We start from the raw sequence: 14,450 nt of genomic DNA, 5'->3' as shown, positions 1-14,450 counted from the left end.
CTGTCCCTCTCTGTCTTCATAACGCAAAAAAGCCCCGCAAAGTATTGCGGGGCCTTACATCATTCAGGACGCGAAAAACTTATTCAGCAACGATGCTGATAAATTTACGGTTTTTCGGGCCTTTAACTTCGAACTTAACTTTACCGTCAGCCAAAGCGAACAGAGTGTGGTCACGACCGCAACCTACGTTGCTACCAGCGTGGAACTTGGTACCGCGCTGACGAACGATGATGCTGCCTGCCAGAACTGATTCACCGCCGAAGCGTTTTACGCCCAGGCGTTTGCTTTCGGAATCGCGACCGTTGCGACTGGAGCCGCCAGCCTTTTTATGTGCCATTAATCCGCTCTCCTAAAATTAAGCGCTGATACCAGTGATCTTCACGTCAGTGAACCACTGACGGTGACCCTGCTGTTTACGATGATGCTTACGGCGACGGAACTTGACGATCTTCACTTTCTCGCCACGACCGTGAGCAACAACTTCAGCCTTAACTTTACCGCCAGCTACAAAAGGAACGCCAATCTTGATGTCTTCGCCGTTAGCGACCATCAGAATCTGGTCAAACTCAACAGTTTCACCAGTTGCGATGTCCAGCTTTTCCAAGCGAACGGTCTGGCCTTCGCTTACTCGGTGTTGTTTACCACCACTTTGGAAAACCGCGTACATATAAAACTCCGCATTTCCGCACGCATGGCTCATAGTCCGATACGCGCTATAAATATTCACAATAGGGCGCGAATTCTACGCAAAAATCATTCAGAAGACAAGGGTAGAATCAGGAGAAAAGAAGAAAAAAAGCACAGTTTTCTCCCCGCCGTTTATCTAAATCATTTTTCAAGTACAATCATACTATAGTTGGCTGCCCATGGCAGCCTGGCAAGGGCTGCCGCCTGGCGGGACATCCATACACAGTTGAAATAAAACAATGAATTTAGAACAAATTACTGAGTTAACCGCGCAGGATATGGCGGATGTGAACGCAAAAATTCTTCACCAGTTAAATTCGGACGTCGCGCTTATCAACCAGCTTGGTTACTACATCATCAGCGGCGGCGGTAAGCGGATCCGCCCAATGATCGCCGTACTGGCCGCGCGCGCCCTCGGTTATCAGGGCGATCGCCACGTCACCATCGCCGCGCTGATCGAATTTATCCACACCGCCACGCTGCTGCATGACGACGTGGTGGATGAATCGGATATGCGCCGCGGTAAAGCCACCGCCAACGCGGCCTTCGGCAACGCCGCCAGCGTACTGGTCGGCGACTTTATCTATACCCGTGCTTTCCAGATGATGACCAGCCTGGAGTCGCTGCGCATCCTGGCGCTGATGTCGGAGGCCACCAACGTCATCGCGGAGGGCGAGGTACAGCAGCTGATGAACGTCAATGACCCCGATATCAGCGAAGAAAACTACATGCAGGTGATCTACAGCAAAACCGCCCGTCTGTTCGAGGCGGCGGCGCAGTGCTCGGCAATCCTCGCCGGGGCAGATACCGCACAGGAGCGGGCCCTACAGGGCTATGGACGCTATCTGGGCACCGCATTTCAGCTGATCGACGATCTGCTGGATTACGATGCCGATGGAAAGACGCTGGGCAAGAATACCGGTGACGATCTCAATGAGGGCAAGCCAACCCTGCCGCTGCTGCACGCCATGCACCACGGATCCGCCGAGCGATCCGCGATGATCCGTCAGGCGATCGAGCAGGGCAATGGCCGTCATCTGCTGGAGCCGGTGCTGGAAACCATGCAGCAGGCTGGCTCGCTGGACTACACCCGCAGCCGGGCAGAAGAAGAGGCCGACAAAGCCATCGCCGCCCTGGCACCGCTGCCGGACAGCCCCCATAAGCAAGCTCTGATTGGGCTGGCGAACCTGGCCGTCAACCGCAGTTTCTAAGCGGGTTCCATCGAGTCTAAGCGCCTGCGGGCGCTTTTTTTTTGCATGTGGCGCTGCAGCCACCATCACAATTTTAACTTTCTATTAATCGCATTAGTTAGAAAGCAATTGAAAAGCAGAAGAGGTTTTCAGATAGTACCGAGGAGTTTTTTTAAGCAGGCGCCATGAAGGTACTTTCAGTGATAAGGAAACCACCGATGAAAAAAACGCTCCCGGAAGACTGGCACCCGGCAGAGATCATTGCCGCATTGCACAAGCGCAGGCTGACGCTCACTCAGGTATCGCGCAACGCCGGTCTGTCCAGCTCGACGCTGGCCAACGCCCTGACGCGTCCCTGGCCCAAAGGCGAATGGCTGATCGCTGAGGCCCTCAATATCCATCCCTGCGAGATCTGGCCCAGCCGTTACTACGATCCCGTCACCCATGAACTGCTGGATCGCAAACGGCTAATACGCGACGCAACCTCGGTCAAAAAGGGCTGAGCCACGCCCACTCATCCGCCCCGCGGCCCTCCGCGCACGCTTACCGATACAAAAAAACCGCAGGCGATGCCTGCGGTTTTCTCGGGCTCACGCTCAGACTTACTTATTGATAAAGTCTTCGCCCAGCGCGATATCTTTACGCAGCACCTCCAGCATGCTCTCCAACGCATGCTGTTCAAAGGCGCTCAGCGTGCCGATATTCAGGCGCTGTACCAGCCCCTCTTTACCCAGCAGCAGCGGTTGCGCAAAGAAGCGGGCATATTCGCCGTCGCTCTCTACGTAGCCGCACTCCACGACGTTTTCATCGCCCTGCATCGCCCGTACCAGCGACAGTGCGAAACGCGCTGCCGCCTGACCCATGGCCAACGTCGCCGATCCACCACCGGCCTTAGCCTCTACCACCTCGGTGCCAGCGTTCTGAATACGCTTGGTCAGATCAGCTACCTCTTGTTCACTGAGGCTGACGCCTGGGATCTGAGAGAGCAGCGGCAGGATCGTGACGCCAGAGTGACCGCCAATCACCGGAATATCCAGCGTTGCCGGATCCAGGTGCTTCAGTTCACCCACGAAGGTGTTGGAGCGGATGATGTCCAGCGTCGTCACGCCGAACAGTTTGTTCGGGTTATATACCCCCGCCTTCTTCAGCACCTCAGCCGCAATCGGCACCATGGTATTCACCGGGTTGGTGATGATACCGATACAAGCACCCGGGCTGGTACGCGCAACCTGTCCGATCAGGTTACGGATAATACCGGCGTTAACGTTGAACAGATCGGAACGATCCATCCCGGGCTTACGGGCCACACCGGCAGAAATCAGCACGATATCCGCGCCCTCCAGGGCGGGAGAGGCATCCTCACCACCGAAACCGCGCACCGTGACCGCCGTAGGGATATGGCTGAGATCAACGGCGACGCCCGGCGTCACCGGGGCGATATCGTAAAGGGAGAGTTCTGAACCTGAAGGCAGCTGAGTCTTAAGCAGAAGAGCGAGCGCCTGGCCGATGCCACCCGCTGCGCCGAGAACCGCAACTTTCATTCTATACTCCTTGTTACTATTTAAATGGAGAATGCCGTGAATGCATTACTACGCACATTAGTAGATCACTTTATAAAAAACAATCTGTTAACACTCAGATTGCGAGCTGACACACTAATTCCATGCTCTGCTGCAAGATTTCTAGAAAAAATGACTTATTGATGAAAGATATAGCAATAATTTGTGCGTGAAATCCGCGCATACTTTACCTCGGATTACGCCTGCGTTACATTCACGCTGTATTTTACATTACAACAACATCATACTAATAACATTTCATTTACCTTTTCCGTGCGTTCGCTCTCTTTTTCCCGATCCACGCGCGGTGACGGCGTTATGATTCGTCCGCTTTACGCCGTTTGCGCCGGCCCTGCGCGAATGACACGGATATTTACAGACTAAATTGCATAAAAATTCACGAATACGCATAATAACGAGGTCTATAGCTACCTTACGGTGAAGAATGCGAAACACGACCAAACAAGAAGACCTGACCAAGGCATTCAAAGCGCTGCTCAAGGAAGAAAAATTCAGCTCTCAGGGAGAGATCGTGCAGGCGCTGCAGGAGCTGGGCTTCGACAATATCAATCAGTCCAAAGTATCGCGTATGCTGACCAAGTTTGGCGCCGTACGGACGCGCAATGCCAAAATGGAAATGGTCTATTGCCTACCGGCCGAACTCGGGGTTCCCACCACCAGCAGCCCGCTGAAGAATCTGGTGCTCGACGTCGATCACAACGACGCCATCGTGGTTATCCATACCAGCCCCGGCGCGGCACAGCTGATCGCTCGCCTGCTCGACTCACTGGGGAAATCTGAGGGAATTCTGGGCACCATCGCCGGCGATGACACCATTTTTACCACGCCCGCCAAAGGATTTGCCGTCGAACAGCTTTATGCAGCCATTCTGGCGCTGTTTGAACAAGAGCTGTAATCACCGCTGCAGGCAGCAATCGCCCCGCCATATGTCATTATAAAGCCCGCCCGCGGGCTTTCTTCTCAGGGTCCCTACCGCGCATCGCCGCCCTGCGCCGCGTAAATCGCATTTTTCGCCAAATAAAGATAACCATCTATTATTTATTTAGTTTTTTATATCTGTATCTTTTTTAGGCCGTTTTTAGCGCATTATGATCTATCCACTCCATACGCAGCGGTAAAATAACACAACAAATAATTAGTGTGATATTAATTCATGATGTTATTGCGCTATGTTCGATGATGAGATGCACATCACATTTTTACGACGACACCACGTCACAATAGAGGCATAACACAATGAAAATTAAAGAGACTATCGCCACGCTGGCTACCCTTTGCGCCCTTTCGTTCGGCACCGCCGCTGCCCAGCTCCCAGCCCATGAAATTACGACGGCTCAGGCCTGCTGCCTGCAGCCGATCGGCGTTATCTCGGTCAGCGGGCTGGGCGGCTCCATCGCCGATATCGATCAGCAGCTGGCGGCCAAGGCCCAGTCCCAGGGCGCCAGCGCCTTTCGTATTATCGAGTAGCGTATCGACGGCAACTATCACGCCACGGCGCAGATCTACCGCTGAACCTCCCTCTGAAGCGCGAGCCAGACCGTCTGGGCTCGCCCCCAAAAAGCAAAACCGCAGCCTGGACTGCGGTTTTGCTTATCCGATAGCGACGCACAGCGTCGCGCGGCTCACTCCTGATGCGCCGCGGACTTTTGCGCCAGCGCCTGCAGCAGACGATCGTGAATATCGCCAAAGCCGCCATTGCTCATCACCAAGATGTGGTCGCCCGGCTGCGCATTTTTCACGATCATCTCCACCAGCGTACCGAGATCGGCGCTCCAGTGCGCGGGCTGCACACAGGCCTCCGCCACCTCCGCCACCTGCCAGGGAATATGCTGTGGCTGATAAAGGAACACCTCATCGGCCCGGCCCAGCGCAGGCGCCAGCTCATTCTTACACACCCCCATCTTCATTGTATTGGAGCGTGGCTCCAGAACGGCCAGAATACGAGCGGTGCCGCCGACCTTACCGCGCAGCGCCGCCAGCGTCGCCAGTATCGCCGTAGGATGGTGGGCAAAATCGTCGTACACGCTGACGCCATAGGCCTGTCCACGCAGCTCTAAGCGACGGCGGGCGTTAATAAAGCTCCCCAGGGCCCGGCATGCCTCCGCGGGAGGAACGCCGACATGACGCGCCGCAGCAATCGCCATCAGCCCGTTGTGCATGTTGTGCTCCCCCACCAGCGCCCACTGAACTTCGCCGACGCATTCACCATCCAGAGAGACGCTGAAGCGGCTGGCATCGGTCGACAGACGCGTCGCGCTCCAGGCGGCCTCATCGCCGCACAGCTCCTGTTCGCTCCAGCAGCCCATCGCCATCACCTGCTTCAGGTTGGCGTCGCTGGCCGGTAGAATAATCCGCCCTTGCCCCGGAACCAGTCGCACCAGATGGTGGAACTGTCGCTGGATCGCCCGCAGATCGTCGAAGATATCCGCATGATCAAACTCCAGATTGTTCAGGATCAGGGTACGGGGGCAGTAGTGGACGAACTTAGAGCGCTTATCAAAAAAGGCGCAGTCATACTCATCCGCCTCGATAACGAAGAATGGACTGTTGCCCAGACGCGCCGATACGCTGAAGTTCCCCGGTACGCCGCCGATCACAAACCCCGCCTCATAGCCACAGGACTCCAGGATCCAGTTCACCATCCCGGCGGTCGTCGTCTTCCCGTGGGTACCGGCAACGGCGATCACCCAACGGTGACGCAAAACCTCATCATGTAACCACTGCGGCCCGGAAACGTAAGGAATATTGCGCTCCAGGATCGCTTCGACGCACGGGTTACCGCGCGCCATCGCATTGCCAATGATGACCAGATCCGGCTGGGGCTCCAGGTGGGCAGGATCATAGCCCTCCAGCAGCGTAATTCCCTGCTGCTGCAGTAGCGTACTCATCGGCGGATAGACATTGGCATCCGACCCGGTAACGTCATGCCCCAGCTGGCGGGCCAATAGCGCCAGCCCCCCCATAAACGTGCCGCAGACTCCAAGAATATGAATGCGCATAATACTTCCAGTAGATTGCATTGATTTAGTTCACATTCTAACGCTGAGTTCAGCGCAGGCGAAAGGAAATTGCCTAGGAATGCCCCGATACATTAGCTAAAATGCGCTGCGAAAACGTTGGTGGTTTGTAAAAAAACCGCTGCTCCTCACAATCAGGGAATGTGTCATGAAAACGCTAGGCGAGTTTATCGTCGAAAAACAGCAGGATTTTCCTCACGCTACCGGTGAGCTTACCGCTCTTCTCTCCGCAATCAAACTGGGTGCCAAAATTATCCACCGCGATATCAACAAGGCGGGGCTGGTCGATATCATCGGCGCCAGCGGTGCGGAAAATATTCAGGGTGAAGTGCAGATGAAGCTAGATCTGTACGCCAACGAGAAGCTCAAGGCCGCGCTGAAAGCGCGTGGTGAAGTGGCCGGCATCGCCTCAGAGGAGGAGGATGATATCGTCATCTTCGAAGGCGATCGTGCCAATAACGCCAAATACGTGGTGCTGATGGATCCACTGGACGGCTCGTCCAATATCGACGTTAACGTCTCCGTCGGTACCATCTTCTCCATCTATCGCCGGATTACCCCGCTCGGCACACCGGTCACCCGCGAAGACTTCCTGCAGCCGGGCAATCGCCAGGTCGCCGCCGGCTATGTGGTCTACGGCTCCTCCACCATGCTGGTCTATACCACCGGCAACGGCGTACACGCGTTTACCTATGATCCTTCCCTTGGGGTCTTCTGCCTGTCCCACGAGCGGCTGCGTTTCCCGCATAGCGGCAACATGTACTCCATCAACGAGGGCAACTACATTAAGTTCCCGCTGGGGGTGAAGAAGTACATCAAGTATTGTCAGGAGCAGGACAGCGCTACGCAGCGTCCCTATACCTCCCGCTATATTGGCTCCCTGGTGGCGGATTTCCACCGCAACCTGCTGAAGGGCGGCATCTATATCTACCCGAGCACTGCCAGCCATCCGCAGGGTAAGCTGCGCCTGCTGTATGAGTGCAACCCGATGTCGTTCCTGGCGGAGCAGGCCGGAGGCAAGGCAACCGACGGCTTCCGCCGCATTCTGGATATCGTGCCAGATGCGCTGCATCAACGCTGCCCGTTCTTTGTCGGCAGCTGCGCCATGGTGGAAGACGCCGAACGTTTCATGCATCAGTTCCCCGACGCATAATCCCCGCGTCGGCACGCGGCATTGCGCGTCGCGCGCTGTTCATTTTTGGAGTGGCGGCTATAATAGCCGTCACTCCATTTCTGGTTTGATGAAAGGAAACCGACATGAGCTTGATCAACGTCCCGGCCGGTAAAGATATGCCGGAAGATATCTATGTAGTGATCGAAATCCCGGCCAACGCCGATCCGATCAAATATGAAATCGATAAAGACACTGGCGCCCTGTTTGTAGACCGCTTTATGTCTACCGCTATGTTCTATCCGTGCAACTACGGCTACATCAACCACACCCTGTCTCTGGACGGTGATCCGGTAGACGTGCTGGTCCCGACGCCGTATCCGCTGCAGCCGGGATCCGTGATCCGCTGCCGTCCGGTCGGCGTACTGAAAATGACCGACGAAGCCGGCGAAGATGCCAAGCTGGTTGCCGTGCCCCACAGCAAGCTGACCAAAGAGTACGATCACATTCAGGACGTTAACGACCTGCCTGAGCTGCTGCGCGCCCAAATCGCCCATTTCTTTGAGCACTACAAAGATCTGGAAAAGGGCAAGTGGGTCAAAGTCGAGGGTTGGGCTGATGCCACCGCGGCCAAAGCGGAAATCATCGCCTCTTTCGAGCGCGCCAAGAACAAGTAATGCCTTGACGCAGATAAAAAAACACCGCCTCATGGCGGTGTTTTTCCTTCAGTCTTCCTCACGCTTTAGCCAGTCCCCGCTGGCAATGCGCGGCAGCCCCTCTACCCCGTTGAGGTAGATGTAGATCCAGGCACAGCCATAGGGCGTTTTGATCAGCTCGCGGCGATAATCCTTGCTGTTGCTCTTAAGCTCATCCAGCTCCGCTAGGATCGACGAGGTAATCCGGTACACTTCGCAGTAAACCCTTCCCTCTCCCGGAACCACCGCTGGATAATGGCCAAGATCGTACAGATCGTAGCCCTCCAGCACATAATCGCCCAACCAGGTGGCATTGGTCATCCAATGGCTGTTGCCCTGCTTACGGCGCAGACTTCCGTAGACAATCACTCGCATGGTTAAAACTCAAACTGATAGAGCAGATCAAGTGCCTGATTTACGCCAGACACCGCTTCCAGATACAGATTCGGCATCAGGCGATAACGCAGCGTCAGCGTGGCCAGCGAATCGAAGATCCCCACGCCATACTTCACCTGCAGCCCCGGCAAGACATAGCCGCTGACTACCACCTGAGAACTGTCACCCACCCCCTGCGAATCCAGCGTTAGATTGCTGACGCCGAAGGTTTCACCGATTTTGCCTACCAGTTTACCACTCTGCGCGACGCCCAGGCCTATCAGCATCGACGTCATCGCATTACTGTCCGCGCCGCTGCTGTCCAGCCCCTGACCGCGCAATAGGTAAGAGAGGGCTTCTTGTTGTGACATTGCCGGATCTGAGAATACTTCCAGTTTCGGCTGCTCGGCAAGCCCTGTAACGCGAACGCCCACAGTAACATTGTTCGCCGTCGACTCCGGGTTGCGTATCGCCTCAATATTCAGCAGCGGATTTCCCGGCGGCCCGGCGAAGACCAGCTCCCCCTGACGAATCAACAGATCCTGACCATACGCGGCAAAGCGCCCCTGCGGAATCATGATCTGCCCGTTCAGTCCTAAGCCATTCTGGTTCTGGCTCACCTTCAGCTCGCCTTTTAACGCGGCCTTGAGGCCAAAGGCGGAAATACGCACGTTGTTTCCGATGGCAATGGTCAGATCGGTATGCAGCGGAATCGAGGCGGTGACCGACCGGATCGGCTGATGCGCATTGTTCAGCATCACCTCGTCGGAGGATACGCCGACCGCGCTCTCCGGCAGCTCCTGCACCGTGATGCGCGCCCAGGGAATATCAACCCGGCCGCTCAGCGCCAGCTGGCTGGGAGAGGCATCGAACACAATATTCGGCGATACATCCAGCCGAACCATCGGCGGCACCGTCACTCGCAGACGTGTGCCGCTGGCGGCGATGCGGGCGCGCCAGGCATTCAGATTCCGCCAGTCCGCATTACCGGACAGATTCAGCTGGCCCTGCGAGGTCTTGATCACCCCCTGCAGCACCGAGCTCATGCCGTCAAAGTTGATCGCGAGGTTCGCATCGGTGACATCGAACGGCATGAACTGCCCGTCGATGTCCACACCATCCAGCGCCAGACGGCCATATAGCTGCGGATGCAGCGTACTGCCGCCCAGGCGCAGCGACGCATTGAGCATGCCCTGTGCCTTTTCCCCTTTCATCAGCGCCGGATTGAGCAGCGCCAGCGACAGGCGCTGAATATCCACACTACCGGAGAGATTACGCGCCCCCTCCAGATTTGCGATGCGCACGTCGCCGCGCAGCTGGCCGTTGCCCACAATGCCGATCAGCCAGTTAAGGCGAGCCTGCCCCTGGGCCAGGCTCGCCTCTAGCGTGACCGTACTCAGGGCCACCGGCAGCGTATTTCCCTGCACCTGCTGCGCTAGCCTAACGCCGTCGCCGCTGAGCGTAATCCGCGCCTGCGGCAGCCCTTGTCCCGCCTGCCAACGGGCCTGAGCCCGTCCGCTGAAGCGCCCGTGCAGCTGGGTATCCGGCCCCAGGAACGGCTGCAGCATCGCCAGATCAAACCGCTCCAGCACCACGCTGACATTACCGCTCTCGCCCACCTCAATGGTCTGCGGAACGCACAGACGAGCGTTGGGGTTATCCCAGCAGTGGGGGCCGATGGCCATCTGCTGCTTGGCGACGCCATACTCCAGCGCGATGGGGCGGGTAAGGCGCCACTCGCCGATCGGCGTCGTAAAGTCGGTATCCGTCAGCGTGCCGCTCCAGCGCGCCCGATCTTGCGCCAAACTGCCGTTGAGGGTCAAACGGCCGGCCAGCGGCGTCCCCTGCATCGCCAGCTGCAGCCGGTGCTTACGCTCATTACCGGCGGCGCGCAAGGTCAGCTGGCTGATATCAATATCGCCTTGCTTTAGGCTGTCCACCCGCAGATCCAGCGCCCCCTGGATCTGTTGATCCGAGCGGATATCCCCCAGCAAAGCGACGCGCTGAATGGTCAACGCCTGCCAACGCAGTCCGCGGGCCTGCAGATCGGCCAGCAACTGGGGCGCCTGACGATCACCGCGCAGCTTCAACGTCCCACGCGCGATCCCCGCCAGCCCCGGCAGCGTTCCATCCAGGCGTGGAGCATCGATACGCGCGTCCAAAGACCACAGCTTCTGCGCCAGATCGCCGTTCACCTCAATCCGATTACGTCCCAGCGCGATGTGCAGCTGGGGGATCTGCCACTGGCCGGCCTGATTGCCACGCAGCTGACCGCCAACATCCACCCCATTCTGTTTGATTCGCCCCGTCAGCTTCAGCTGTGGTACCTGCAGCTGCCAGCTGCCGCCATACAGACTCCCGCGGGTCTCTATTTTACCGTTCAGGTTCGACGGCCACGCCGGCCACTGACGCCCGGTATCGATCCCCGTCAGCGTCAGGCTACTGCGCCAGCTTATCGCTTTGCTCCAGTCGACCAGCGCCTGCATATCAGCCTTGCCACCCAGCGTCGCCAGCTGCAGCTGACTCAGGGTAAACTGACGTTCGTTCCCCTTTCCCGCGAGATCCAGCGCCGCATCCGGCAGCCCCTGACCGCTGAACGCGCCGCGCAGCTGCAGCCGATAATCATGGGCGCTCCCCGTCAGACGCAGCGCCATATTTTTCACCTGATAGTCGGGGGTTCCCCCCAGCGGCCACCGCAGGCTGGGGCTATCCAGCGACAGCGATAGCGGCAGACCGGCGTCAGCCAGACGAGTATCTCCCTTCAGGGTCGCCCTCAGCGGACCGGACAGGTTGGCATCGAGAGCCAGCGTGTCGTACATCGCCCCCTTCAGCGCCAGGCGCAGCTTTTCGCCCTTCAGCGGCGCCTGATTCACGCTAGCATTCAGCTGCAGATCCAACGGCCAGCGGCCGCTGAACGTCGCACTGCCGCGCGCCGACAGGCTCCCCTGCTGCGCCTGGACCTTCAGGGTATGCAGCGCCAGACGCTGTTGATCCAACGCCGCACGCAGTTCAAGAGACACGATATCCAGATCGGTCGCCGCCCGGATCTGCACTTGGCGCGCGGAAATGCGGCTCACCTGCATATCCAGCGGCAGATCCAGCGTCATCGCCGCCGGCAGCAGCGGCCGGGAAAACAGCGCCGTCAGCGTCTCCCCCAACGGGGCTGACGGAGCCTGCGGTGCGGCGCCCTCCGCCGGCGCGGGAGTAGCCGGCGAAGGCGGCAGCGACACCCGCAGCCCCTGAATATCGCTGGGCTGTAAACGCAGCAGCGATCCGCGCCACTCCGCTCCGCTCCGCAAGGCATCCAGCGTGATCGCCGTGCCGTCCACATTCACCTGTACGTCGTGGAGACGCAGCAGGCGCAGCACGAAGGGATAGGGGGTACTCAAGCGCCCCAGCGGAGCTGATGGCGTCACCTGCGGCTCACTCGGCGGCAGCGCCTGGGTATCGACATTCACCCGCACCCGCTGGACGCTCAGCACATTCAGACACAGCTCGCTGCGCTTCAGACAGCCGATATCCAAGGAGAGATGAAACTGCCCCACGGAGACATCAACCCCGGGCATGCGGTAGCCGACATCGCGCAGAGTCAGATCGCGCCAGCCCCCCTCCACTCGGCCAATCTCCAGCCCCGGGACCCAGCGAGCGGCGGCATTGAGTGCCAGATGCAGCCCACTTTGGGTCATCATCCCCCCCAGCAGCAACGCCAGCAGCAGGAACAGCCCCAGCAGGAGCATCAGCGCATAGCGCCGGATGTTATACCACCTCATAGCTCAGGCCCCAGTCCGATATAAATCTGCACATCGTGCTTATCTTCACGCCCCACCGGGACGCCGAGGTTAAGGCGGATGGGGCCGACCGGCGATACCCAGATCACCCCGACACCGGTCCCGGTGTGAAAGTCACTCTTGGTAAAATCGTTCACTGCCTCACCGGAGTCGACAAACACGCCGCCCCACCACTTGCCGCTCAGGTTATACTGGTACTCCAGCGACCCGGTCGCCAGACGCGAGGCGCCGGTCAGCTTACCGTCGCTGCCCCGCGGCGAGATCGATTTATATTTATAGCCGCGAATACTGCGATCGCCCCCGGCAAAGAAACGCAGGGACGGCGGCACCTTATTAAAGTCATTGGTTTCTATCCAGCCCAGGTTGCCGCGCACCACGAAACGGTGTCGCTCCGCCAGCGTGCGGATCCAGACGTTCTGCGCCTGAAACACCGCAAAGTCGACCGATGACCCCCAATAGCGGTTGGACACGTCCACCGAGTAGCGCTGGGTATCGCCCCAGGTCGGCATCAGCCCGCCGCGCGAGCGCGTACGGTTTACGCTGACGCCGGGATACAGCAGCATGGCGGTCTCGGTGAGATTGCCCTGCGTAAAGTGGTCGAGGCTCCAGCGCATATTAATGCCGCGCTGCCAGCCACTGGAGAGCTCCCAGTAACGCGCCAGATTTAGGGTGGTAGAATCGGACTGAGTATCGTTCAGATCGGTGCGCTGAAAACCGCCCTGCACCAGATAGTACTGCTCCAGCGGGGCCTTCAGCAGCGGAATTTTATAGCTGAAGTCCGCCGTCTGCTCCGGCATGGAGAGATTCAGCGAGGTATCCAGGCTGTGTCCATAGGAGTTCATCCAGGGGCGCTTCCAGCTGACCTTCATCCGCGGGCCGACGTCCGTCGCATAGCCGCCCCCCAGATCGACCATATTCTGGCTGCGCGGCGTCACCACCGCCTGGAGCGGCAATGTCTGATCCGCCCCCAGCGCCTTAAAGTCGGGCGACACCACCACCGAGTTAAACCAGTTGGTCGCCGACAGGTTACCGCTGAACTTGGCCAGGTCATCGGCGCTGTAGTACTCCCCGGTCTTAAACGGGCGCAGGTTCTGTAAATAGGCGCTCTGGATCTGCGAGCCGCTAAACCGTACGTCGCCAAAGCGATAGCGGGGTCCGCTGTCGAATTCGATATCCCAAAATGCCTTGTGCTGATCTTCGATAACCCCGAGCTGATGCACCGGCATGGTGGCACCAAAGTAGCCACGCTGCAGCGCCAGCGAGTTTAAGGCATTCTTCAGATTGTCATAGTCGCCCTGATCGAGCACGCTGCCCACCGGCGGTAGAGACTTAGCCAACAGCGCCTGATAGGCAGGATCGTCCTTAGCCGCCCCACGGATACGCACATTGATCCCGGCGATACGCACCGGCTCACCGGGCATGACGTTAGCGATCAGCTGTGGGCGGGAAAAGGTTGAGCCGGGCCGATACTCAAATTCAATGGTCGGCTGAAAATAGCCCAGCGCCCTCAGCCCCTGACGGATGGCATCCGCCGCACGCACGCGAAAACGGCCATCGTTACTGATCTCATCTTCGCCGATGGTCGACAGCGTGGCACGCACATTCTGCTGCAGCTGTCCGCTCAACCCCTCTACCACCAAGCTGACCTGAGCGGCATGCGCCAGCGGCGCCGCTAATAACAGACACAGCAGGCCTATCCTGCGCAATCGTGGCATGCAAACTCCCGCATTAAACTTATCGGTAACACTTTCCGCCGCAGTACATCATCCCAGCGTGACCCGCCAGGCTAAATGCGTTCTCCTACTGCGGCCGCACAACACGGACATATTGTGCGTAAAGCCTGCGTGGGATACAACGAAACAGGAAAATAACAATTATTCGACGTTAGACTCTCTACGACACTATAACGACTCACATATAGCGTATGACATCTGAGCCTGCGTTTTCAGATTTTTCACCCATCAACTGCTCATTTATTAACGACTGGAGGGTATTTTGCACCATCAC

13 protein-coding genes are annotated in these 14,450 nt (G+C 58.0%); 6 read left to right on the top strand and 7 right to left on the bottom strand.

Features of this window, described 5'->3' with window-relative positions; translation table 11 throughout:
* Positions 1 to 79: 79 nt before the first annotated feature.
* Together rpmA and rplU are read right to left on the bottom strand one after the other, a co-directional pair.
* A complete protein-coding gene (rpmA, locus tag ETEE_RS09735; protein WP_012847264.1) occupies positions 80 to 337 on the bottom strand; it encodes a 50S ribosomal protein L27 in 258 nt (85 codons plus the stop codon).
* Positions 338 to 355: 18 nt separating this feature from the next.
* Positions 356 to 667, bottom strand: a complete 312-nt coding sequence (gene rplU / locus ETEE_RS09730) for a 50S ribosomal protein L21 (protein WP_005281302.1) — start codon at positions 665 to 667, stop codon at positions 356 to 358.
* 259 nt (positions 668 to 926) lie between these two features.
* Between rplU and ispB the strand changes: the two genes are divergently transcribed.
* Positions 927 to 1,898: an octaprenyl diphosphate synthase gene (ispB, locus tag ETEE_RS09725; protein WP_034162899.1), complete on the top strand. Its 972-nt coding sequence runs from the start codon at positions 927 to 929 to the stop codon at positions 1,896 to 1,898.
* Positions 1,899 to 2,095: 197 nt separating this feature from the next.
* Positions 2,096 to 2,380 (top strand): helix-turn-helix domain-containing protein, encoded by a 285-nt coding sequence (locus ETEE_RS09720; RefSeq protein WP_034162900.1) that lies wholly within the window; start codon positions 2,096 to 2,098, stop codon positions 2,378 to 2,380.
* Between the two features lie 99 nt (positions 2,381 to 2,479).
* On the opposite strand, the gene mdh is transcribed toward ETEE_RS09720, so the two are convergent.
* Positions 2,480 to 3,418 (bottom strand): malate dehydrogenase, encoded by a 939-nt coding sequence (gene mdh, locus ETEE_RS09715; RefSeq protein ID WP_034162901.1) that lies wholly within the window; start codon positions 3,416 to 3,418, stop codon positions 2,480 to 2,482.
* A gap of 463 nt (positions 3,419 to 3,881) precedes the next feature.
* On the opposite strand from mdh, the gene argR reads away from it, so the two are divergent.
* The gene (gene argR, locus ETEE_RS09710; RefSeq protein ID WP_012847259.1) at positions 3,882 to 4,352 is read left to right on the top strand and encodes a transcriptional regulator ArgR; all 471 of its coding nucleotides are present in this window, start codon (positions 3,882 to 3,884) and stop codon (positions 4,350 to 4,352) included.
* Positions 4,353 to 4,693: 341 nt separating this feature from the next.
* Positions 4,694 to 4,924 (top strand): YdgH/BhsA/McbA-like domain containing protein, encoded by a 231-nt coding sequence (locus ETEE_RS09705; RefSeq protein ID WP_045425419.1) that lies wholly within the window; start codon positions 4,694 to 4,696, stop codon positions 4,922 to 4,924.
* A gap of 155 nt (positions 4,925 to 5,079) precedes the next feature.
* Here the strand turns inward: ETEE_RS09705 and mpl are convergent, their stop codons facing one another.
* Positions 5,080 to 6,456, bottom strand: a complete 1,377-nt coding sequence (gene mpl / locus ETEE_RS09700; protein WP_034162902.1) for a UDP-N-acetylmuramate:L-alanyl-gamma-D-glutamyl-meso-diaminopimelate ligase — start codon at positions 6,454 to 6,456, stop codon at positions 5,080 to 5,082.
* 166 nt (positions 6,457 to 6,622) lie between these two features.
* On the opposite strand from mpl, the gene fbp reads away from it, so the two are divergent.
* Both fbp and ppa read left to right on the top strand, forming a co-directional pair.
* Positions 6,623 to 7,627, top strand: coding sequence for a class 1 fructose-bisphosphatase (gene fbp, locus ETEE_RS09695; RefSeq protein ID WP_015460810.1), 1,005 nt, complete (start codon positions 6,623 to 6,625; stop codon positions 7,625 to 7,627).
* Positions 7,628 to 7,731: 104 nt separating this feature from the next.
* Complete coding sequence (gene ppa / locus ETEE_RS09690) at positions 7,732 to 8,262, top strand: inorganic diphosphatase (RefSeq protein ID WP_034162904.1); 531 nt, start codon at positions 7,732 to 7,734, stop codon at positions 8,260 to 8,262.
* 48 nt (positions 8,263 to 8,310) lie between these two features.
* Here ppa and ETEE_RS09685 read toward each other — a convergent pair whose 3' ends face one another.
* Genes ETEE_RS09685 through tamA form a run of 3 tightly spaced genes read right to left on the bottom strand, consistent with a single transcriptional unit; the run spans position 8,311 to position 14,158 of the window.
* On the bottom strand, positions 8,311 to 8,655 hold the full coding sequence (locus ETEE_RS09685; protein ID WP_012847254.1) for a gamma-glutamylcyclotransferase family protein: 345 nt from the start codon (positions 8,653 to 8,655) through the stop codon (positions 8,311 to 8,313).
* A gap of 2 nt (positions 8,656 to 8,657) precedes the next feature.
* A complete protein-coding gene (tamB, locus tag ETEE_RS09680) occupies positions 8,658 to 12,425 on the bottom strand; it encodes an autotransporter assembly complex protein TamB (protein WP_051905084.1) in 3,768 nt (1,255 codons plus the stop codon).
* On the bottom strand, positions 12,422 to 14,158 hold the full coding sequence (gene tamA / locus ETEE_RS09675; protein ID WP_034162905.1) for an autotransporter assembly complex protein TamA: 1,737 nt from the start codon (positions 14,156 to 14,158) through the stop codon (positions 12,422 to 12,424). The genes tamB and tamA overlap by 4 nt, the downstream gene beginning before the upstream one ends.
* Between the last annotated feature and the right edge of the window lie 292 nt (positions 14,159 to 14,450).

It is taken from the genome of Edwardsiella anguillarum ET080813 (assembly GCF_000264765.2).
GTDB lineage: Bacteria > Pseudomonadota > Gammaproteobacteria > Enterobacterales > Enterobacteriaceae > Edwardsiella > Edwardsiella anguillarum.
Note: the sequence above shows the minus strand (reverse complement) of the source record. Positions and strands in the feature narration are given on the sequence as shown.

Coding starts and splice junctions, on each gene's coding strand:
- rpmA (WP_012847264.1), bottom strand. CDS start 337: ATGGCACATAAAAAGGCTGGCGGCTCCAGTCGCAACGGTCGCGATTCC.
- rplU (WP_005281302.1), bottom strand. CDS start 667: ATGTACGCGGTTTTCCAAAGTGGTGGTAAACAACACCGAGTAAGCGAA.
- ispB (WP_034162899.1), top strand. CDS start 927: ATGAATTTAGAACAAATTACTGAGTTAACCGCGCAGGATATGGCGGAT.
- ETEE_RS09720 (WP_034162900.1), top strand. CDS start 2,096: ATGAAAAAAACGCTCCCGGAAGACTGGCACCCGGCAGAGATCATTGCC.
- mdh (WP_034162901.1), bottom strand. CDS start 3,418: ATGAAAGTTGCGGTTCTCGGCGCAGCGGGTGGCATCGGCCAGGCGCTC.
- argR (WP_012847259.1), top strand. CDS start 3,882: ATGCGAAACACGACCAAACAAGAAGACCTGACCAAGGCATTCAAAGCG.
- ETEE_RS09705 (WP_045425419.1), top strand. CDS start 4,694: ATGAAAATTAAAGAGACTATCGCCACGCTGGCTACCCTTTGCGCCCTT.
- mpl (WP_034162902.1), bottom strand. CDS start 6,456: ATGCGCATTCATATTCTTGGAGTCTGCGGCACGTTTATGGGGGGGCTG.
- fbp (WP_015460810.1), top strand. CDS start 6,623: ATGAAAACGCTAGGCGAGTTTATCGTCGAAAAACAGCAGGATTTTCCT.
- ppa (WP_034162904.1), top strand. CDS start 7,732: ATGAGCTTGATCAACGTCCCGGCCGGTAAAGATATGCCGGAAGATATC.
- ETEE_RS09685 (WP_012847254.1), bottom strand. CDS start 8,655: ATGCGAGTGATTGTCTACGGAAGTCTGCGCCGTAAGCAGGGCAACAGC.
- tamB (WP_051905084.1), bottom strand. CDS start 12,425: ATGAGGTGGTATAACATCCGGCGCTATGCGCTGATGCTCCTGCTGGGG.
- tamA (WP_034162905.1), bottom strand. CDS start 14,158: ATGCCACGATTGCGCAGGATAGGCCTGCTGTGTCTGTTATTAGCGGCG.